Below are 18207 nucleotides of genomic sequence, written 5' to 3' on the forward strand. Positions count from 1 at the left end.
TGCGAGCTGACAAATCACCAGTGCAGCGGTGGCAGTGTACGCAATGACCATGGCGGAAATCAGTTGCAGTTTCACGGCATCTCTCCTTGCGGTTTCCCGCAAAAATCAGCCTCCCTGCCATCAGATTAGACACAATCCCTCCGGAATCCAGTCCTTTTCGCACCTTTTCTGGCGAAATTTGTAACAACAACCGCGCTGCTCGCTTTATCATCGCGGGTTTGCAATTGCCCGAACCGGATCGATTCCATGCAATTCGCATGGAATATCCCTTGAAAATGTGGGGGATAGCCCCATGTGGGCATTCGTATCCGCTTTTGCGTTCACAAATAGTTGCTGTAACTCTTTGATTGTTGGAGATTTTTTCATGCAAGACCAGGACAAATACGCCGAACAGGCAGCAATGGATGAAGCGTCGAAGGCTGAACAGCCTGCCGAACCTGCGGCAGCCACTGCCGCGGCGCCTTCACTGGAAGAACAGCTGGCAGCGGCGCAGCAGCAGCTGCAGGAGCTGCAAGACGCCTTTTTACGCGCCAAGGCAGAGACGGAAAATGCCCGTCGCCGTGCGCAGGACGATATTGCCCGCGCCCACAAGTTTGCGATTGAAGGCTTTGCCGAAGCCCTGGTACCAGTCAAGGACAGTCTGGAAATGGCATTGCTGGTGGAAACGCCGACGATCGAATCCTTGAAGGAAGGCGTCGAAATGACGCTGAAGCAATTGAGTGGCGCGTTTGAAAAAGGACGTTTGCTGGAAGTGAAGCCGGCACAAGGTGAAAAACTCGACCCGATGAAGCATCAGGCGATTTCCATGGTGCCTGCCGATCAGGAATCGAACACCATCGTCGCCGTGCTGCAAAAGGGTTACATGATTTCCGACCGGTTGCTGCGTCCCGCGCTGGTAACCGTCGCGCAGTAAAAACAGCAAAAAATGGCTTGAAAGCACTGATTTTCACCACATATTGAGCGGTGTCCAGCCATTTTGTACGAATAAGCAGTTTTCGTATTCAACAGTTTCAAGTTCTACAGATATTTAAGGGAAAGACCATCATGGGCAAAATCATCGGTATCGATTTGGGCACGACCAACTCCTGCGTCGCAGTCATGGAAGGCGGCAAATCGAAAGTCATCGAAAACTCTGAAGGCGCGCGCACCACGCCTTCCGTCATCGCTTATCAGGAAGATGGCGAGATCCTGATTGGCGCACCGGCCAAACGTCAGGCCGTGACCAATCCGAAAAACACGCTGTACGCAGTCAAGCGTCTGATCGGCCGCAAGTTTGAAGAAAAAGAAGTGCAGAAAGACATCGGTCTGATGCCTTACCAGATCACCAAGGCCGATAACGGCGATGCATGGGTGTCCGTGCGCGACAAAAAACTGGCGCCGCCACAAATTTCGGCGGAAGTCCTGCGCAAGATGAAGAAAACCGCAGAAGACTATCTGGGCGAAGAAGTGACCGAAGCAGTCATTACCGTTCCTGCGTACTTCAACGATGCACAACGTCAGGCGACCAAGGATGCAGGCCGTATCGCTGGTCTGGACGTCAAGCGCATCATCAACGAACCAACCGCGGCAGCACTGGCTTTCGGTCTGGACAAGACCGGCAAGGGCGACCGCAAGATTGCCGTGTACGATCTGGGCGGCGGTACCTTTGACGTATCGATCATCGAGATCGCTGACGTCGATGGCGAAATGCAGTTTGAAGTGCTGTCGACCAACGGCGACACCTTCCTCGGCGGTGAAGATTTCGATCAACGCCTGATCGACTACATCATCGAAGAATTCAAGAAGATCAACGGCCTCGATCTGTCGAAAGACGCGATCGCGCTGCAACGTATCAAGGCATCGGCTGAACGCGCGAAGATCGAGCTGTCGTCGTCGCAGCAAACCGAAATCAACGAGCCGTACATTGCGATGGCAAATGGCGCACCGGTTCACTTGAATCTGAAAATCACGCGCGCCAAGCTGGAATCGCTGGTTGAAGATCTGATCGCCAAGTCGATCGAGCCTTGCCGTACCGCAATCAAGGATGCTGGCGTCAAGGTTTCCGATATCGATGACATCATTCTGGTCGGTGGTCAGACCCGTATGCCGAAAGTACAGGAAGCTGTGAAGGACTTCTTTGGCAAGGAGCCACGCAAGGACGTGAACCCGGACGAAGCCGTTGCCGTGGGTGCAGCGATCCAGGGTTCGGTGTTGTCTGGCGACCGTAAAGATCTGTTGTTGCTGGACGTGACGCCACTGTCGCTGGGTATCGAAACCCTGGGCGGCGTGATGACCAAGATGATCCAGAAGAACACCACGATCCCGACCAAGTTCTCGCAAGTGTTCTCGACTGCTGACGACAATCAGCCTGCCGTGACCATCAAGGTATTCCAGGGCGAGCGTGAAATGGCGGTCGGTAACAAGGCACTGGGCGAATTCAATCTGGAAGGCATTCCACCGGCAGCACGCGGCACGCCACAGATTGAAGTGACCTTCGACATCGACGCCAACGGCATCTTGCACGTCGGCGCGAAAGACAAGGCAACCGGCAAGGAAAACAAGATCACCATCAAGGCGAACTCCGGTCTGACCGAAGAGGAAATCCAGAAGATGGTGCAGGATGCTGAAGCCAATGCCGAGGAAGATAAACGCGCCAAGGAAGTTGCCGAAGCGCGCAACCAGGGCGATGCACTGGTGCACTCGACCCGCAAGTCGCTGACCGAATATGGCGACAAGCTGGAAGCTGGCGAAAAAGAAGCGATCGAAGCTGCGATCAAGGATCTTGAAGATGCATTGAAAGATGGCGACAAGGCTGCAATCGAAGAAAAATCGGCAGCATTGACGACCGCTGCGCAGAAGCTGGGCGAAAAAATGTACGCTGACATGCAGGCACAACAGGCAGCAGCCGGTGGTGCGGCGGGTGCAGATTTCGCCGGTGGTGCGCAGGAAGAAGCCAAGCCACAGCAGGACGATGTGGTTGACGCAGACTTCAAGGAAGTCAAAGACAAGTAATTGCAGCAAGGCGGCTCTTCCGCCTGAACATGGCGCAAGAAGGTTTGCGCCATGTTTGTTTTGGAGCGTTCACAGCTGGCAGTATCAAAAGCGCGCCGGGTCGACGGTTGAAAAACCCTGACTCGGCGTTTGCATGCATAGCTGTGCAGTAATACCAGAGAAAATACAGGGCAGGTACAGATGGCGAAACGTGATTTTTACGAAGTTCTTGGCGTCGGCAAAAGTGCATCGGAAGACGAGCTCAAGAAGGCGTATCGCAAACTCGCGATGAAGCATCACCCGGATCGCAATCCGGGCAGCAAGGAAGCGGAAGAAAAATTCAAGGAGGCAAAAGAAGCCTACGAGATGCTCTCCGATCCGCAAAAGCGCGATGCATATGACCGTTATGGGCATGCAGGTGTCGATCCGAATATGGGAGGCATGGGCGGCGGCGCAGGCGGCTTTGCCGATGCCTTTGGCGATATCTTCGGCGACATCTTCGGTCAGGCTGCAGGTGGTCGTGGTGGCCGTGGTGGTCCACAGGTGTATCGCGGTGCCGATCTGCGTTACAACCTCGAAATCACGCTGGAACAAGCGGCACATGGTTACGACACGACAATTCGGGTACCGTCGTGGGACAGTTGTGAAACCTGTGATGGCACCGGTGCCAAGCCGGGTACGTCACCGGTGACGTGCACGACTTGCGGTGGTCATGGGCAGGTGCGTATGCAGCAAGGTTTCTTCAGTGTGCTGCAAACCTGTCCGAAATGTCAGGGTTCCGGCAAGATCAATCCTTCACCATGCGGTACTTGTAGCGGTGCCGGCAAGATCAAGCGCAACAAGACGCTGGAAGTACAGATTCCTGCCGGTATCGATGACGGGATGCGCATTCGTTCGTCAGGTAACGGCGAACCCGGCATGAATGGCGGTCCGCCGGGTGATCTGTACGTCGAGATTCGCATCAAACAACACGCGGTGTTTCAGCGCGAAGGCGATGATCTGCATTGCGAGATTCCAATCTCTTTTGCCAAGGCCGCACTGGGTGGCGAAGTGGAAGTGCCCACCTTGAACGGCAAGGCCTCTTTCACGTTGCCGGAAGGCACGCAAAGCGGCAAAACCTTCCGTTTGCGTAGCAAGGGCATCAAGGGTGTGCGCTCTGGTTACGCTGGTGATTTGTTCTGTCATGTTGTGGTCGAAACGCCAGTGACCTTGACCGAACGCCAGAAGGAATTGCTGCGTGAGTTTGAACAACTCACGATTGAAGGTGGTTCCAAGCACAGTCCGCAAACCAAAACCTGGAAGGACAAGGTCAAGGAATTCTTTGAATAAATATTGAATTGATCGGCCGCGTTCAAGATGTGGCCTTGACGACAAGCCGCTCATGTTGTGATGAGCGGCTTTGTTTTTTATGCGTCATTTCTGTTTTCTGCTTGCGTCCTGCACGATAGGACGAATCGCGTTATCGTCACGGTTGCTTTTTATCTCCTGATTTTCCCATGCCTGATTCTGCTGTAAGTGCGCATGACGTTTCCCTTGTTCTGATTTGTGATGATGGCGCGCTGGGCGCTGCCGTCGAGACCCTGTTACTACGCATCGCTGCAGATGTTTGCATCCGGCGCGGTTCAGACGTCCAGGCCTTGCGCGTTGACAAGCAGACCGTTGCCGTTCTTGCAGTGCATGGCGGCGCGGTGGATGCCTTGCAGTTGGCACGGCAGGTGCGTGCCAAGGATGAGCGGTTGCCGCTGTGTATTGCCGTGCCGGATGAGACTGGCATGTTCGAGGCAGCCTTTTTGTCCGGCGCAGACGAATGTGTGCGTCTGCCATTGTGCGAGGTCGAGGCCATGATCCGCCTGCGACGCTGGCTCGCCGTTGCGCGCGAACAGTATGACGAGCAGGATGAGCTGGGATTGCTGCGTCACAGCATGCAGCAGATCGGTCAGAATTTGCGCTTTAGCGACGAAGACATGCTGCGCAGTTTTGATCGGCTAGCACATTTTCATGATGCCGTGACGAGCGCACATGAGCGCCGCGTCGGGCGCTATACCCGATTGCTTGCGCAAGGCATGGGCTTGCCGGAGGCAGACATTGCGGTGCTGGAGCGTATCGCTCCGTTGCACGATATCGGCAAGATTGGCATTGCGGCATCGTTACTCAATAAAAACGGCAAACTCACGCCGGGTGAAACAATGCTGATGCGTTCACACGCCGAAATGGGCTACGAGATTCTTGCCAATAGCGTTTCCCCGCTGTTGCGGTCAGCCGCGACAGTTGCCTTGTCACATCATGAGCGTTTTGATGGGGAAGGCTATCCGCAAGGTCTGCGTGGCGAGCAGATTGCGGTCGAGGCGCGTATTGTCGGCCTGGCGGATGTCTATGACGCCCTGACGTCTGAACGTCCCTACAAGAAAGCATGGACGTGGGAAGAGGTCCGCTTTTTTATCATCGAGAACAAATCCATCTGTTTTGATCCCGCATTGGTCGATGTCTTTGTGCGGGAGGGGGAGCAGATTCGTGCGTTGCAAAATGAACTGATGCTTGCAGATAGTTGATGCGTGGTTTGCCGTTCGGCAGCAAAATGACACTCAGAAAATGCATGAGGACTCCCGGTATTCTGCTCCGGGTTCGCCATGGTCGAACAGCAAGAACAAGACTGCAGAGGAGGACACGCGATGAAATGGGAAGGCAATCGTGAAAGCAATAACGTCGAGGACCGTCGAGGAGGCAGTTTCGGCGGATTGGGCGGGCGTTCGGTCGGCATCGGCACTATTGTGATTGCCTTGCTGGGGGGCTACGTTTTCGGCATTAATCCGATGACGATCCTGAGTTTGCTGAGCGGTGGGCCGGTATCGACGCAGTCACAAGTACCTGTGCAGGAAACGCCGGCCAACGACCAGATGGCACGCTTCGTACGTACTGTTTTGGCCGATACCGAAGATACCTGGGGTGCGATTTTCCGTGAGAATGGTGGCACGTATCAGCAACCGCGACTGGTGCTTTTTACCGGTCGCACACCGACCGCATGCGGTACCGGCGATACGGCGGCGGGACCGTTCTATTGCCCTGGCGATCAGAAGATTTATATCGACCTCGCGTTCTATCAGACCATGCGTGATCGCTTTCATGTGGCCAGTGATTTTGCACAAGCCTATGTGATCGCTCATGAAGTGGGACACCACGTGCAGAACATCACGGGCATCATGGAGAAGGTGGAGCAAAAGCGTCGCAGTCTGACTGAACGTCAGGCCAATGCCTTGTCTGTCCGTGTCGAGTTGCAGGCGGATTGCTTTGCCGGCGTATGGGCACATCATGCAAATCGTGCCCGCCAGATTCTCGAACAGGGCGATGTGGAGAGTGCGTTGAAGGCGGCGAGCGCGATTGGTGACGATGCCTTGCAAAAGCAGGCGCAGGGTTATGTCGTGCCGGATTCCTTTACGCACGGCACATCGGAGCAGCGTATGCGCTGGTTCCAGCGCGGGATCGAAACTGGCGATCTGAATCGATGCAATACCTTTGCGGAAAAATCGGTGTGATCCGTTGTCCGTACATACAACAATGCCCGCTTTATGCGGGCATTGTTGTAGGGATCGCTTGATCAGAAGCAGTGTTCTGCTGCGGGGAACGTGCCTTCCCTGACCTCGCGAATGAAAGCGCGTACAGCGCCTTCGATGCTGCTTTGCCCCGCCATGAAATTTTTCACGAAGCGTGCCTTCTTGCCCGGGAAAACATTGATCATGTCGTGCATGACCAATACCTGGCCAGAGCAGTCAGGGCCGGCACCGATACCGATTGTTGGCATTTGCAAGGCATCCGTGACGTCCTTGCCAACGCCAGCAGGAATCGCTTCCAGAATCAATAAGGACGCACCTGCTTCCTGCAACGCGAGCGCATCAGCCTTGAGTTGCGCAGCGGCTTCTGCCGTTTTGCCCTGTACCTTGTAACCACCAAAACGATGCACGGATTGGGGGGTCAGACCGAGATGCGCACACACCGGAATTTCCCGCTCAACCAGAAAACGCACCGTGTCGACAACCCAGGCACCACCTTCGATCTTGACCATCTGGGCGCCAGCGTGGACCAGTTTGACGGCGTTGGCGAAGGCTTGTTCCGGGGTAGGGTAGCTGCCGAAAGGCATGTCTGCCAGCAGCAAGGCGGTCTTGTTACCACGAGCCACGCTGGCTGTATGGTAGGCCACTTCGTCAATCGTGACGGTGAGTGTCGAGTTGTGACCTTGACAGACCATGCCGAGCGAATCGCCGACCAGCAAGGTGTCAATGCCGCACATATCCATTACGGAGGCAAAGCTGGCGTCATAGGCGGTCAGCATCGTGATTTTTTCGCCGCGTTCACGCATGGCAAACAGGGAGGGAATCGTGACCGCCTTGGTGCGTTGTTCGTTTTCCTGCAGATAGCTGGCCATGTTCATTCTCCCAGGCTAAAAAATTCGCGCTTGCCACGCATGTTGGAGATGCGTTGCAGCAGCAGCGCGAAGTCCTCATCGTTGTCGATGGGATTCAAATGTTCGGTGTTCACGATCAGCAAGGGCGCTGCCTCGTAGTCGTAAAAAATGCGGCTGTAACTGTCGCACAGTTTTTCAATGTAATTGGCCGAGATGGGTGCTTCCATCGGAACACCGCGTTTGCGTATGCGCTCAATCAACGTGGCCGGTTCTGCCTGCAGATAAATCACCAGATCAGGCAGTGGTGCTTGTGGGCGCAGATGATCGTACAACTGCTGGTACAGCGCCAGTTCGTCGTCACCCAGAGTCAGGCGTGCAAAGATCGGATCCTTGTCGAGCAAGAAGTCGGACACGATACGGGCGTCGAACAGATCTGGCTGCGCCAGATCGCGCAACTGGTTCAGGCGTTGAAAGAGAAAGAACATCTGTGTTGGCAAGGCATAGCGTGCCGCATCGCGATAGAACTTTTCGAGGAAGGGATTCTCTTCCGGCAATTCAAGCAGTGTTTGTGCTTGCAGTTTTTCGGCGAGTTTGCGTGCCAGTGTTGTTTTACCGGCACCGATGGCACCTTCGACGACGACGTATTTGTATTTTTCCAGATTCATAACTCTTGCTAGCTGCGTGGTTGCCGTCACGCGTTCAGGAACGGAAGATGAAATACACCGCGCCAACCAGACACAATGCAGCCCATACGTAATCGAGCTTGAACGGCTGTCCCATGAAGAAGATTGCGAACGGCACAAAAACTGTGAGTGTAATCGCTTCCTGCAAGATTTTCAGTTGAGCCAGACTCATCTCGGTATAGCCGATACGATTGGCCGGTACTTGCAACATGTATTCAAATAGGGCGATCCCCCAGCTGATCAGTGCGGCTATCCACCAGGGCTTGGATTGCAATCCCTTCAAATGGCCATACCAGGCAAAGGTCATGAAGATGTTGGACAGCGTCAGAAGAAAGACGGTTTGGACAAAGACAGGAATTTGCATGATGGTCTCGGGGCAAGAGAAAAGGTCGCGATGTGCCTAGGAAATAACGCTGATGGCCTGATCGCTGACGCGGGGTACGAACTGGTGTGCGGGGCCTTGCCCCGGGATGTGAAGCAATGGGTCGAGCTGTAGCAAGGGAATCAGTACAAAGGCACGCATGGTCATGCGCGGATGCGGTACGGTCAGCGACGGGCTGTCGATATGCTGATCACCGAACAGCAAGATATCCAGATCCAGCGTGCGCGGGGCATTGATGTAAGGGCGCATGCGGCCGAATTGTTGCTCCAGATCCAGCAGCGCCAATAGTAGATCGTGCGGAAGCAGTTCGGTCCGGATTTGCGCTACCGCGTTGACGTAATCGTCGCCCTCGGCATCAACCGGTGCGGTCCGAAACAGCGAGGAGCGCTTGATCAGACTGGTCTGCGGCAGACGATCAAGCAGATCGATGGCCTGTGTGACGGTCTCGCGTGCATCGCCCAGATTGGCACCGATGCCGATGTAGGCGATTGTCTTGCTCATTCGCTTTTGTCTGCAGAAGAGGCGTCGTTGTTCTGGCGATTGCGGTTGCGGCCGCCACGGCGACGACGTTTTTTCGCGGGTGCAGGCGCGGCGTCATCGGTTTCGCCTGCAATGGCCTTGCCAGTCGATTTAAGTGCAGGCTTTTTCGCCAGTAATTCTTCACGGCCCGCACCATCGGCAGCAATGAAGTCAGTCCACCAGTCACCGATTTCGCGATCGATCTCGCCGGATTCGCAGCGCAGCAGCAGGAAGTCATACCCGGCGCGCAGACGCTGATGTTCAAGCAGCTTGTAAGGTGTCTTGCCGACGCGACGATCAAAGCGCGGTTGCATGGCCCAGATGTCGCGCATGTCGGTGGCGATCTTGCGTTGCAGGGCAAGCTTGTCGGTTTGCGTGTTCAAGACATCGTCGGCTGCCAGATGCAGCGCTGGAATCGGGTATTCACCGGCAGCCTGATACGCCTTCCATTTTTCCAGAACCTGATGCCAGAGCAGCGAAGCGAACAGGAAGCCAGGTGACACGGGTTTGCCTTGCTTGACGCGTGCATCGGTTGCTTCGAGTGCCAGACGCACGAATTTTTCGCCGAGCGGCTGTTCGAGCACGACGTCCAGCAAGGGCAGCAGGCCGTGATGCAGGCCTTCCTTGCGCAGTTGCTGCAGACAGGCAAGGGCATGACCGCTCAGCAGCAGCTTGAGCATTTCATCGAATACACGTGCTGCAGGCACGTTGTTGATCAGCGGTGCCATGACGGAAATCGGCGCACGCGTCTCTTCTGCAATGGTGAAGTTGAGCTTGGCTGCAAAGCGCACGACCCGCAGCAGACGCACCGGATCTTCGCGATAGCGTGCTTCCGGCACGCCGATGATGCGCAACGTCTTGTTGCGAATATCGGTCATGCCGCCGTGATAATCGAGCACGGTTTGCGAAGCCGGATCGTAGTACATCGCATTGATCGTAAAGTCGCGACGTAGCGCATCCTCGTGCTGTTCGCCAAAGGTGTTGTCACGCAATACGCGACCGTGCTCATCCTTGGGTGCGCTATCAACGGCGGTACCGCGAAAGGTAGTGACTTCCAGCAGGTCCTGACCAAACATCACATGCACGATCTGGAAGCGACGGCCGATGATGAACGCACGCCGGAACAGTTTTTTGACCTGCTCCGGCGTGGCGTTCGTCGCAATATCGAAATCCTTGGGTTTGACACCGAGCAGCAGGTCGCGCACGGCACCACCTACGAGGAAAGCCTTGAACCCGGCCTGCTGCAATGTGCTGGTGACGCGAATTGCATTGGACGACACCAGCTTGGGGTCGATGCGATGCTCGGCGGCTGTCAGTACGACAGGCTGTGTGCCGTCGCCGGTATTCTTTTTCTTGGTGCCGAGAATCCGGCGTATCAATTTCTGGATCATTGTTGTTCAAACAGACGGATGATCGGCCAGCCATGCGCTTGGGCATGGGCAGTCAGTCTGGCATTCGGGTTGGTTGCAACCGGATCGGTCACCAGCGACATCAGCGGAATATCATTCTGCGAATCGCTGTAAAACCAGCTGCGTGGAAAATCTTCCAGCTTTTGCCCGCGGCTGGCAAGCCAGTTATTGGTCGCAGCGATCTTGCCCGGACCGTAGGTTGGCTCGCCCAGCAATTTGCCGGTTGGACAGCCGTTCGGGCCGCATTCCGGTTCGGCAGCAATCAGATGTTCCACGCCAAGTGCTTGCGCAATCGGTGCGGTGATAAAGCGGTTGGTGGCGGTAACGATGGCCACCAGATCGCCGGCATCCTGGTGCTTTTTGACGAGTTCGTGCGCTGCTGGCAGCAGTTGCGGCTCAATCACTTCGCGCATGTAAGTCAACTGCCAGTTATCGAGTTCTTCCTTGGAAAAGGATGCGAGCGTGCCGAGTGCAAATTCGAGATAGGCCACAGGATCGAGCACGCCAGCGGCGTACTGTTCATAGAAAGCGTCGTTGCGTGCACGAAAGGCAGTTTCATCCACCGCGCCCTTGCGGACAAGAAATTCACCCCATTCGTGGTCGGAATCAATGGGAAGCAGCGTGTGGTCCAGATCAAACAGGGCGAGGTTCATGCAAAATCGAATCGTTGTGAAGTTGTAAATCTCAAAATGGGCTTGAAAGCGTTGCTATTCAGTCATTGCGCTGCAGTAGTTCACGCAATAAAGGCAGTGTAATCGGGCGCTTGGTTTCCAGAGAATAGGCATCCAGTGCATCCAGCATTGCCGACAGGGAGCGCATGTCGCGGGCAAAATGTGTCAGCAGGTAGGGTAACACGCCGTCGTTGAGCGGTAGGCCGCGTGTCTGCGCCGCCTGCGTCAATGCCGCAATCTTTTCATCATCGCTGAGGCCGTGCACCTGATAAATCAGGCCCCAGCCAAAACGCGTGCGCAAATCCTCGCGTACCGCCAGCTTTGCCGGCGCGGCATTGCCGCTGGCAACCAGGTTGCCGCCACGTTCCCGAACCTGATTGAAGAGAGCGAAGGCGGCGATCTGATTGTCATCGGACAGGCGCTCGACATCATCCAGCAGATAGCAACGGACCGCAGGGTCGTAATCGAAGGCGCTTGTGGCGGAGGCGCTATCGATCAGCCGTGCCTGCGGCAGAGCGGCCAGTGCCTGCAGGAGGTGTGATTTGCCGGAGCCCGCTTCGCCCCACAGATAAACCGTACGCTCGTCCAGACTGTCAGCCTGGTTCTGTTCAATCCGCTGCAACAGCTGTTTGACCTCGGCATTGGCGCCGGTGACAAACGAGGCCAGTGTTTGTGGTTTGTCTGCGGGAAGATCGAGTAGCAACTGCCTCATGCGGGGAAATTCGGTTCGAATGACAGAGGAAAAACGGTCGATGCACGAGGAAAAAGGATCGCGCGAGGTTGTTTTTCGATGGTTGGCAAGAAAGGTGGCTTGAAAAAATTGACCTGAAATACAGGGAAATGCGAGGGCTGATTTGCTAAAATAGCGGTTTGCCGACGCCTGTCCGCGTGCAAAAGCTGGATTATAGAGCCAAGTCCGGTGCAATGCGGCATAAAAAGGCAGCAGATTCCGGCGGCATCGACTGCCGGGAATGCCTAGTCAGCACACACTGTCCATTTATCTGTCCCTATTCAAATCATGAGTACCACTTCCAACACTTCTCTTTCCTATCGCGATGCCGGCGTAGACATCGATGCCGGCGATGCGCTGGTCGAAGCGATCAAGCCGTTTGCCAAACGCACCATGCGCGAAGGCGTGATGGGTGGTCTCGGTGGTTTTGGCGCCATGTTCGAAATCAGCAAGAAGTACAAGGAGCCTGTTCTGGTTTCAGGTACGGATGGTGTTGGCACCAAGCTCAAACTGGCGTTCATGCTTAACAAGCATGACACGGTCGGTATCGATCTGGTGGCGATGAGCGTCAACGATATTCTGGTGCAGGGCGCAGAACCACTATTCTTCCTCGACTACTTTGCGTGCGGCAAACTGGATGTGCCGAGCGCGACAGATGTCATCAAAGGCATCGCACAGGGCTGCGAACAGGCGGGTTGTGCCCTTATTGGTGGTGAAACAGCCGAAATGCCAAGCATGTATCCGGATGGTGAATACGATCTGGCTGGCTTTGCCGTCGGCGCGGTTGAAAAATCCAAAATTATCGACGGCACCAAAATCAAACCTGGTGACGTTGTACTGGGCCTGGCTTCCTCGGGTATCCACTCCAACGGTTACTCGCTGGTCCGCAAGATCATCGAGCGTGCCAATCCTGATCTGAATGGTGATTTCCACGGTCGCAAGCTGGCCGACGTATTGATGCAGCCAACCCGCATCTATGTCAAACCATTGCTGGCCCTGATGGCATCCATGGAAGTCAAAGGCATGGTGCATATCACCGGCGGTGGTCTGGTTGAAAACATTCCGCGTGTCTTGCAGGACAACCTGACTGCCGTGTTGCAAAAGGATGCATGGACCATGCCGCCGTTGTTCACATGGTTGCAAGAGCATGGCAATGTCGCCGACGCGGAAATGCATCGCGTCTTCAACTGCGGTATCGGCATGACGGTGATCGTGGCGAAGGAAAATGCAGATGCTGCGATGGCACAACTGACTGCGGCAGGCGAGACGGTCATGCGCATCGGTGAAATTCGTGAACGTGAACAAGGTCAGGCACAGACCATCGTTGTCTGAGTTTGAAAGGATTCAGGAAAAGGCCGCAGCGCGACGCGTTGTGGCCTTTTTTGTTTTCAGGTGAAGCAATCGTTGATTGGGAAAAGAAACGGAATGAAGACAGTACTGGCAGTGCGACATGTGCATTTTGAAGATCTGGGTATTTTCGAACCCTGGTTGCGTGCGCGTGGTTACGAGATTCGCTACATTGATCCGACAATCGACAATTTGGATCATCTTGATGTCGTCGCACCGGATTTGATGGTGGTGTTGGGTGGGCCGATTGGCGCCTTCGACGACGCGATCCATCCGTTTGTGACGCAAGAAATGGCGATGGTGAAGGCGCGTCTGGCTAGTGGCCGTGCAATGCTCGGCATTTGTCTGGGTGCGCAGTTCATGGCACGAGCGCTCGGTGCCAGGGTGTATCCGATGGGCGTGAAGGAAATCGGTTTTTCGCCGCTGACGCTGACAGCACAAGGGCAGCAGTCACCGCTGGCCTTGCTGAACGACGTGCCGGTATTGCACTGGCATGGCGATCAGTTCGATATCCCTGCCGGTGCCGATCATCTGGCCTTAACCAGTGTGGGCAAGCATCAGGCGTTTTCTGTCGGCAGCACGGTTTTGGGTTTGCAATGCCATCTGGAAGCGGATACCGCGCGTATCGAACAATGGCTGGTTGGTCATGCGAGCGAGCTTTCTCAGGCGGGTATCGATCCGAATGTACTGCGGGCAGAAGCACAACGACTCGGCCCACAGTTGCAGGAGGTCGCACTCAAGGTTTTTGAAACGTGGTTGCAACGGGCACTTGCCTGACCTGTTGCATTAAGAAAAACGGCTGCCGCGGCAGCCGTTTTTTATGTTCCCAGGTTCATCAATGTTGTTGATGATTACCTTCTTCGTCTTGTGCCAATGTTTGCAAAGGCGCTGGTGTACCGGCAGGAATCCCAAACTGGGCAGGCGGTTTGATGCGTAGTGGCTGACTTTTCTGACCCACCGTCGACAAGACATTGACGGCCTGATCCGGGGCTGCATTCCAGACCGGATCATCGATGCTTTCAAACACAGCGCGCAATTGCTTGCCCCAGGTGTTCCGTATCATCTGGAAATACTGATTTTGTTCGTCGATGGTGACAAAGCGGGTGACGGCCAGCGTATCGGTTTCATACAGCAGCATATCAAGCGGCAGACCGACGGAAATATTAGAGCGCAAGGTCGAATCCATCGATATCAGCGCGCACTTGGCGGCTTCGTCGAGGGGTGTCTCCGGCGTGATGATACGATCGAGAATCGGCTTGCCGTACTTGGATTCGCCGATCTGGAAATAGGTGTTTTCGTCGTGCGATTCGATGAAATTGCCGGCGGAATACATCTGAAACAAGCGGCAGCGCTCGCCCTTGATCTGTCCACCAAAAATCATGCTGACGTTGAAGTCGATGCCAAACTGTTCCAGCGTTTCGGCATCGCGATCATGCACCATGCGAATCGCTTCGCCGACGATTTGGGCGGCTTCATACATGGATGTCGCATTCCAGATATTGCGGCCGGCAGCCGTTGTGTGTTCCGCAATAATTTGACGGACCGACTGCGAGATCGACAGATTGCCTGCCGTCATCATCACCATCATGCGGTCGCCAGGTGTTTCGAACACATTCATTTTGCGGAATGTACCGATGTGATCGACGCCAGCGTTAGTGCGCGAATCGGACAGAAAAACCAGCCCCGAATTCAGGCGCATCGCAACACAATAAGTCATGGTGAAAAGTGAAAAAGCAAAACGCCGATTTTACAGGAAACAGGGTATCGACGTTGGCCGAAGCCTTGTAAGAAAACGTTCTGTTGCGAGTGGGAAAATGATGTTGTTGTCATGCTATCGGTATGAATCTTCTGATCATGCAAAAAATGAAATACGCAACGACAGAGAGACTGACAAAGATGTCTATTGCGAATCCAGTGGTGTCACATTGACGCTGACTTCAAGTGACTCTTCACCACCGCCGCGACGAATCCCGCTGACCGGTGCGGCAGAGTCGTAATCGCGCGCGACCGCCAGACGGCAATGCACCTCGCCGGCAAACATGGCATGCGTGACATCGATACTGATCCAGCCGGTAAAGGCACTTTCTTCCACCCAGACATCGACCCATGCGTGGCTTTCGGCATGGCCGGTACTGCCGGAGTCGATATAACCGGATACATATCGGGCTGGGATATCCTGTGCGTGACAGCAGGCGATAAACAAATGCGCGTGATCCTGACACACGCCCGATCCCAGATGTAGTGCCTCGTCAGCCGTACTGGTGACGGCTGTTGCACCGCTTTGGTACGAAACCGCACCGCAAATGGCTTCTGCCAAGCGCATCAGATCGGTACTATTTTTCCCTCGCAAATGCCGTGCAGAAAACGCTTGAATCGATTCGGTTTGCGCAATCAGGCGCGTGGGCGTCGTGAATACCAGAGGCGACAACGTACCTTTCTCGTGCAATCGGCCCTGAACCAGTGCTGTGACGTCGACTTCGCCACTGACCACAATCGGCACGGCATCGTGATTGCCGGTGATCGTCAGCATGTGGCAAAGATTGCCGAAGGCATCGGTAAAGGCATGTCGCAGGCCCGGCGTATCGATGTGCCATTGCAGCGTTTGCTGATGCGAGTCGATACGAGGGGTCAGACGCAGTTGCTGGATTGTGTAGTTTAGCGGGGCGGTGTAGCGGTAAAGCGTCTCGTGACGAATGGCAAGTCGCATAATCAGGCCGCCAGCGGAACGAGGAAATCGTGACTGACACGATTGCCGAGTGTATAGACGCGCTCCAGGAAGTCGGTCAGGTAGTCGTGCAGGCCTTCTTCCAGAATGTCTTCAATATGGGCGAACTCGAGTTCTGCGTGCATCTTGCCCGCCATGCGCAGCGTATGGCTGTGCTGGTCATGGCTGATGTTGCGCAGGTCACGTTCGACGTTGTACAGACAGGCGCGCAGGGAGCGCGGCATATCGCCGCGCAGCATGAGCAGATCGGCGACACGCGCAGGCGTGATGGCATCGCGATAGACGGTCCGATAGATTTCAAAAGCCGACACTGAGCGCAGAATTGCGGCCCAGTAGTAATAATCGAGCTGGTTTTCGTTGCCGAGCTTGGCAGCCGACGGCGCAGCGCCAGGGCCGTGAAACTTGACGTCCAGAATACGTGCGGTGTTATCGGCACGTTCAAGGAAGGTGCCAAGACGGATGAAGTACAAGGCTTCGTCCTGCAACATGGTGCCGAAGGTGACGCCGCGCGACAGATGCGAGCGATACTTGACCCATTCGAAAAACTGACTCGGGTCTTGTTCCAGCACGTTGTCGCTGAGTTGGCTGAGCATTTCCAGCCACGTGATGTTCTGGGTTTCCCATACTTCGGTCGTCAATGCACCACGCACGGCGCGTGCATTTTCTCGTGCAGCGCGCAGGCAGGAGGCGATCGATGACGGGTTGGAGGTATCCGTGACCATGAAGTGCAGCATGTCCTTGGACGTGAACTTCGGATACTTTTGATCGAACTCATTCTGCAATTCGGAAATGCTGAGCGTGGCGCGCCAGCCTTCTTCTGCAGCCCGGGCGGATTGCGGTAGCAAGGCCGTTTGCACGTTGACGTCCAGCATGCGGGCGGTATTTTCGGCGCGCTCGGTGTAGCGGGCCATCCAGAACAGGTGATCGGCGGTGCGGCTGAGCATCTCAGTTCTCCAGAATCCAGGTGTCTTTTGTGCCGCCGCCTTGCGAAGAGTTCACGACCAGCGAACCTTCCTGCAAGGCGACACGTGTGAGGCCGCCGGGGACCATCGAAATCGTTTTGCCTGACAACACAAACGGACGAAGATCGAGATGGCGCGGCGCGATGCCGGATTCAACAAAAGTGGGGCAGGTCGACAGCGCCAGCGTGGGCTGTGCGATGTAGCCTTCCGGTTTGGCGATGATGCGTGCGCGGAACGCTTCGATCTCTGCCGTGGTTGATGCCGGACCGACCAGCATGCCGTAACCACCGGCACCGTGGACTTCCTTGACGACGAGTTGCGGCAGATTGGCCAGCACGTACGACAGATCTGATGGCTTGCGGCACTGATAGGTCGGCACGTTGTTGAGGATCGGTTTTTCCGACAGGTAGAACTTGATCATGTCCGGCACATACGGATAAATCGATTTGTCATCGGCGACACCGGTGCCAATTGCGTTGGCCAGAGTGACACGACCGGAGCGATAGACCGACAGCAGGCCGGGCACACCGAGCGTGGAATCGGAGCGGAACGCCAGCGGATCGAGATAATCATCGTCGATGCGGCGATAGATCACGTCAACACGCTTTGGCCCGCGCGTGGTGCGCATGTAGACATGGTTGTCGTTGACGAACAAGTCCTGCCCTTCCACCAGCTCCACGCCCATCTGCTGCGCGAGGAAGGCGTGTTCGAAATAAGCCGAGTTGTACATGCCGGGCGTCATGACCACCACGGTCGGATCCGTCACGCCAACGGGTGCGACCGAACGCAGGTTATCGAGCAGCATGTCCGGATAATGCGCAACGGGCGCTACCGGATATTTGGCAAACAGTTCGGGGAAGAGACGCATCATCATCTTGCGGTCTTCCAGCATGTAGGACACGCCGGACGGTACGCGCAGATTGTCTTCCAATACGTAGAATTCACCCTGACCGGCGCGCACGATATCGACACCGGCAATGTGGGCGTAGATGTCGGACGCTACCGAAATACCTTGCATCTCCGGACGGTACTGCGCATTCCGGAAAATCTGTTCAGGCGGAATGATGCCGGCCTTGACGATGTTCTGATCGTGATAGATATCGTGAATGAACATGTTCAGCGTGCGTACACGCTGTTCCAGACCGGCTTGCATCTGCGTCCATTCCGGCGCCGTGATCATGCGTGGAATGATGTCGAAGGGGATGACGCGCTCGGTACCAGCTTCGTTGCCATAGACGGCAAAGGTAATGCCGACACGGCGGAAGATCAGATCGGCTTCCGCTCGCTTGCGATCGATGGTCTTGGACGACTGGGCGGAGAGCCAGCGCTCGAATTCGCGGTAGTGGTCGCGCACATTGGCGGCGCCATCAGAGTACATCTCGTTGAAAAAATTGGGCATAGTCAATCGGTTGT

At 55.4% G+C, this 18207-nt stretch carries 18 protein-coding genes; 7 read left to right on the forward strand and 11 right to left on the reverse strand.

What is annotated here, in order from left to right:
* The first annotated feature begins 364 nt into the window (after positions 1-364).
* The 5 genes from grpE to ypfJ all read left to right on the forward strand — a co-directional run bounded on the left by grpE (position 365) and on the right by ypfJ (position 6500).
* Positions 365-913, forward strand: coding sequence for a nucleotide exchange factor GrpE (gene grpE / locus IEV29_RS12170; RefSeq protein ID WP_188381557.1), 549 nt, complete (start codon positions 365-367; stop codon positions 911-913).
* 131 nt (positions 914-1044) lie between these two features.
* The gene (gene dnaK, locus IEV29_RS12175) at positions 1045-2991 is read left to right on the forward strand and encodes a molecular chaperone DnaK (protein WP_188381558.1); all 1947 of its coding nucleotides are present in this window, start codon (positions 1045-1047) and stop codon (positions 2989-2991) included.
* A gap of 180 nt (positions 2992-3171) precedes the next feature.
* Positions 3172-4299 (forward strand): molecular chaperone DnaJ, encoded by a 1128-nt coding sequence (dnaJ, locus tag IEV29_RS12180; RefSeq protein ID WP_188381559.1) that lies wholly within the window; start codon positions 3172-3174, stop codon positions 4297-4299.
* Positions 4300-4466: 167 nt separating this feature from the next.
* Complete coding sequence (locus tag IEV29_RS12185) at positions 4467-5519, forward strand: HD-GYP domain-containing protein (RefSeq protein WP_188381560.1); 1053 nt, start codon at positions 4467-4469, stop codon at positions 5517-5519.
* A 120-nt stretch (positions 5520-5639) separates the two neighbouring features.
* On the forward strand, positions 5640-6500 hold the full coding sequence (gene ypfJ, locus IEV29_RS12190) for a KPN_02809 family neutral zinc metallopeptidase (protein WP_188381561.1): 861 nt from the start codon (positions 5640-5642) through the stop codon (positions 6498-6500).
* A gap of 62 nt (positions 6501-6562) precedes the next feature.
* Here ypfJ and panB read toward each other — a convergent pair whose 3' ends face one another.
* Genes panB through hda form a run of 7 tightly spaced genes read right to left on the reverse strand, consistent with a single transcriptional unit; the run spans position 6563 to position 11742 of the window.
* Positions 6563-7387, reverse strand: coding sequence for a 3-methyl-2-oxobutanoate hydroxymethyltransferase (panB, locus tag IEV29_RS12195; protein WP_188381562.1), 825 nt, complete (start codon positions 7385-7387; stop codon positions 6563-6565).
* A gap of 2 nt (positions 7388-7389) precedes the next feature.
* Positions 7390-8031 carry a deoxynucleoside kinase gene (locus IEV29_RS12200; protein WP_188381563.1) on the reverse strand — a complete coding sequence of 214 codons (642 nt, stop codon included), beginning with the start codon at positions 8029-8031 and terminating at the stop codon, positions 7390-7392.
* A 34-nt stretch (positions 8032-8065) separates the two neighbouring features.
* Entirely contained in the window at positions 8066-8413 is a 348-nt protein-coding gene (locus tag IEV29_RS12205; protein WP_229726378.1) for a DMT family protein, read from the reverse strand.
* A gap of 36 nt (positions 8414-8449) precedes the next feature.
* Positions 8450-8932, reverse strand: coding sequence for a 2-amino-4-hydroxy-6-hydroxymethyldihydropteridine diphosphokinase (gene folK / locus IEV29_RS12210; protein ID WP_188381564.1), 483 nt, complete (start codon positions 8930-8932; stop codon positions 8450-8452).
* Entirely contained in the window at positions 8929-10341 is a 1413-nt protein-coding gene (pcnB, locus tag IEV29_RS12215; protein WP_188381565.1) for a polynucleotide adenylyltransferase PcnB, read from the reverse strand. Before pcnB ends, folK begins: the two co-directional genes overlap by 4 nt.
* Positions 10338-11012 carry a histidinol-phosphatase gene (locus tag IEV29_RS12220; RefSeq protein WP_188381566.1) on the reverse strand — a complete coding sequence of 225 codons (675 nt, stop codon included), beginning with the start codon at positions 11010-11012 and terminating at the stop codon, positions 10338-10340. The genes pcnB and IEV29_RS12220 overlap by 4 nt, the downstream gene beginning before the upstream one ends.
* 58 nt (positions 11013-11070) lie before the next feature.
* Entirely contained in the window at positions 11071-11742 is a 672-nt protein-coding gene (gene hda, locus IEV29_RS12225; protein WP_188381567.1) for a DnaA regulatory inactivator Hda, read from the reverse strand.
* Between the two features lie 306 nt (positions 11743-12048).
* Here hda and purM point away from each other — a divergent pair, with 306 nt between their 5' ends.
* Both purM and IEV29_RS12235 read left to right on the forward strand, forming a co-directional pair.
* Positions 12049-13092: a phosphoribosylformylglycinamidine cyclo-ligase gene (gene purM, locus IEV29_RS12230; protein WP_188381568.1), complete on the forward strand. Its 1044-nt coding sequence runs from the start codon at positions 12049-12051 to the stop codon at positions 13090-13092.
* 93 nt (positions 13093-13185) lie between these two features.
* Positions 13186-13884: a glutamine amidotransferase gene (locus IEV29_RS12235; protein WP_188381569.1), complete on the forward strand. Its 699-nt coding sequence runs from the start codon at positions 13186-13188 to the stop codon at positions 13882-13884.
* Between the two features lie 58 nt (positions 13885-13942).
* Here the strand turns inward: IEV29_RS12235 and IEV29_RS12240 are convergent, their stop codons facing one another.
* The 4 genes from IEV29_RS12240 to IEV29_RS12255 all read right to left on the reverse strand — a co-directional run bounded on the left by IEV29_RS12240 (position 13943) and on the right by IEV29_RS12255 (position 18193).
* Positions 13943-14824 carry a proteasome-type protease gene (locus IEV29_RS12240; RefSeq protein WP_188381570.1) on the reverse strand — a complete coding sequence of 294 codons (882 nt, stop codon included), beginning with the start codon at positions 14822-14824 and terminating at the stop codon, positions 13943-13945.
* Positions 14825-15007: 183 nt separating this feature from the next.
* Entirely contained in the window at positions 15008-15814 is an 807-nt protein-coding gene (locus IEV29_RS12245) for a transglutaminase family protein (protein ID WP_188381571.1), read from the reverse strand.
* A 2-nt stretch (positions 15815-15816) separates the two neighbouring features.
* A complete protein-coding gene (locus tag IEV29_RS12250) occupies positions 15817-16776 on the reverse strand; it encodes an alpha-E domain-containing protein (protein ID WP_188381572.1) in 960 nt (319 codons plus the stop codon).
* Position 16777: 1 nt separating this feature from the next.
* Positions 16778-18193, reverse strand: coding sequence for a circularly permuted type 2 ATP-grasp protein (locus tag IEV29_RS12255; RefSeq protein WP_188381573.1), 1416 nt, complete (start codon positions 18191-18193; stop codon positions 16778-16780).
* Positions 18194-18207 lie beyond the last annotated feature (14 nt).

This window comes from Oxalicibacterium faecigallinarum, from assembly GCF_014635705.1.
Lineage (GTDB): Bacteria > Pseudomonadota > Gammaproteobacteria > Burkholderiales > Burkholderiaceae_D > Oxalicibacterium > Oxalicibacterium faecigallinarum.

What these genes read in the sequence shown, in the direction of transcription:
- IEV29_RS12250 (WP_188381572.1), bottom strand. Translation starts at nt 16,776, where the DNA reads ATGCTCAGCCGCACCGCCGATCACCTGTTCTGGATGGCCCGCTACACC.
- IEV29_RS12240 (WP_188381570.1), bottom strand. Translation starts at nt 14,824, where the DNA reads ATGACTTATTGTGTTGCGATGCGCCTGAATTCGGGGCTGGTTTTTCTG.
- purM (WP_188381568.1), top strand. Translation starts at nt 12,049, where the DNA reads ATGAGTACCACTTCCAACACTTCTCTTTCCTATCGCGATGCCGGCGTA.
- IEV29_RS12220 (WP_188381566.1), bottom strand. Translation starts at nt 11,012, where the DNA reads ATGAACCTCGCCCTGTTTGATCTGGACCACACGCTGCTTCCCATTGAT.
- IEV29_RS12255 (WP_188381573.1), bottom strand. Translation starts at nt 18,193, where the DNA reads ATGCCCAATTTTTTCAACGAGATGTACTCTGATGGCGCCGCCAATGTG.
- IEV29_RS12185 (WP_188381560.1), top strand. Translation starts at nt 4,467, where the DNA reads ATGCCTGATTCTGCTGTAAGTGCGCATGACGTTTCCCTTGTTCTGATT.
- IEV29_RS12245 (WP_188381571.1), bottom strand. Translation starts at nt 15,814, where the DNA reads ATGCGACTTGCCATTCGTCACGAGACGCTTTACCGCTACACCGCCCCG.
- IEV29_RS12200 (WP_188381563.1), bottom strand. Translation starts at nt 8,031, where the DNA reads ATGAATCTGGAAAAATACAAATACGTCGTCGTCGAAGGTGCCATCGGT.
- dnaJ (WP_188381559.1), top strand. Translation starts at nt 3,172, where the DNA reads ATGGCGAAACGTGATTTTTACGAAGTTCTTGGCGTCGGCAAAAGTGCA.
- folK (WP_188381564.1), bottom strand. Translation starts at nt 8,932, where the DNA reads ATGAGCAAGACAATCGCCTACATCGGCATCGGTGCCAATCTGGGCGAT.
- pcnB (WP_188381565.1), bottom strand. Translation starts at nt 10,341, where the DNA reads ATGATCCAGAAATTGATACGCCGGATTCTCGGCACCAAGAAAAAGAAT.
- hda (WP_188381567.1), bottom strand. Translation starts at nt 11,742, where the DNA reads ATGAGGCAGTTGCTACTCGATCTTCCCGCAGACAAACCACAAACACTG.
- IEV29_RS12235 (WP_188381569.1), top strand. Translation starts at nt 13,186, where the DNA reads ATGAAGACAGTACTGGCAGTGCGACATGTGCATTTTGAAGATCTGGGT.
- ypfJ (WP_188381561.1), top strand. Translation starts at nt 5,640, where the DNA reads ATGAAATGGGAAGGCAATCGTGAAAGCAATAACGTCGAGGACCGTCGA.
- IEV29_RS12205 (WP_229726378.1), bottom strand. Translation starts at nt 8,413, where the DNA reads ATGCAAATTCCTGTCTTTGTCCAAACCGTCTTTCTTCTGACGCTGTCC.
- grpE (WP_188381557.1), top strand. Translation starts at nt 365, where the DNA reads ATGCAAGACCAGGACAAATACGCCGAACAGGCAGCAATGGATGAAGCG.
- panB (WP_188381562.1), bottom strand. Translation starts at nt 7,387, where the DNA reads ATGGCCAGCTATCTGCAGGAAAACGAACAACGCACCAAGGCGGTCACG.
- dnaK (WP_188381558.1), top strand. Translation starts at nt 1,045, where the DNA reads ATGGGCAAAATCATCGGTATCGATTTGGGCACGACCAACTCCTGCGTC.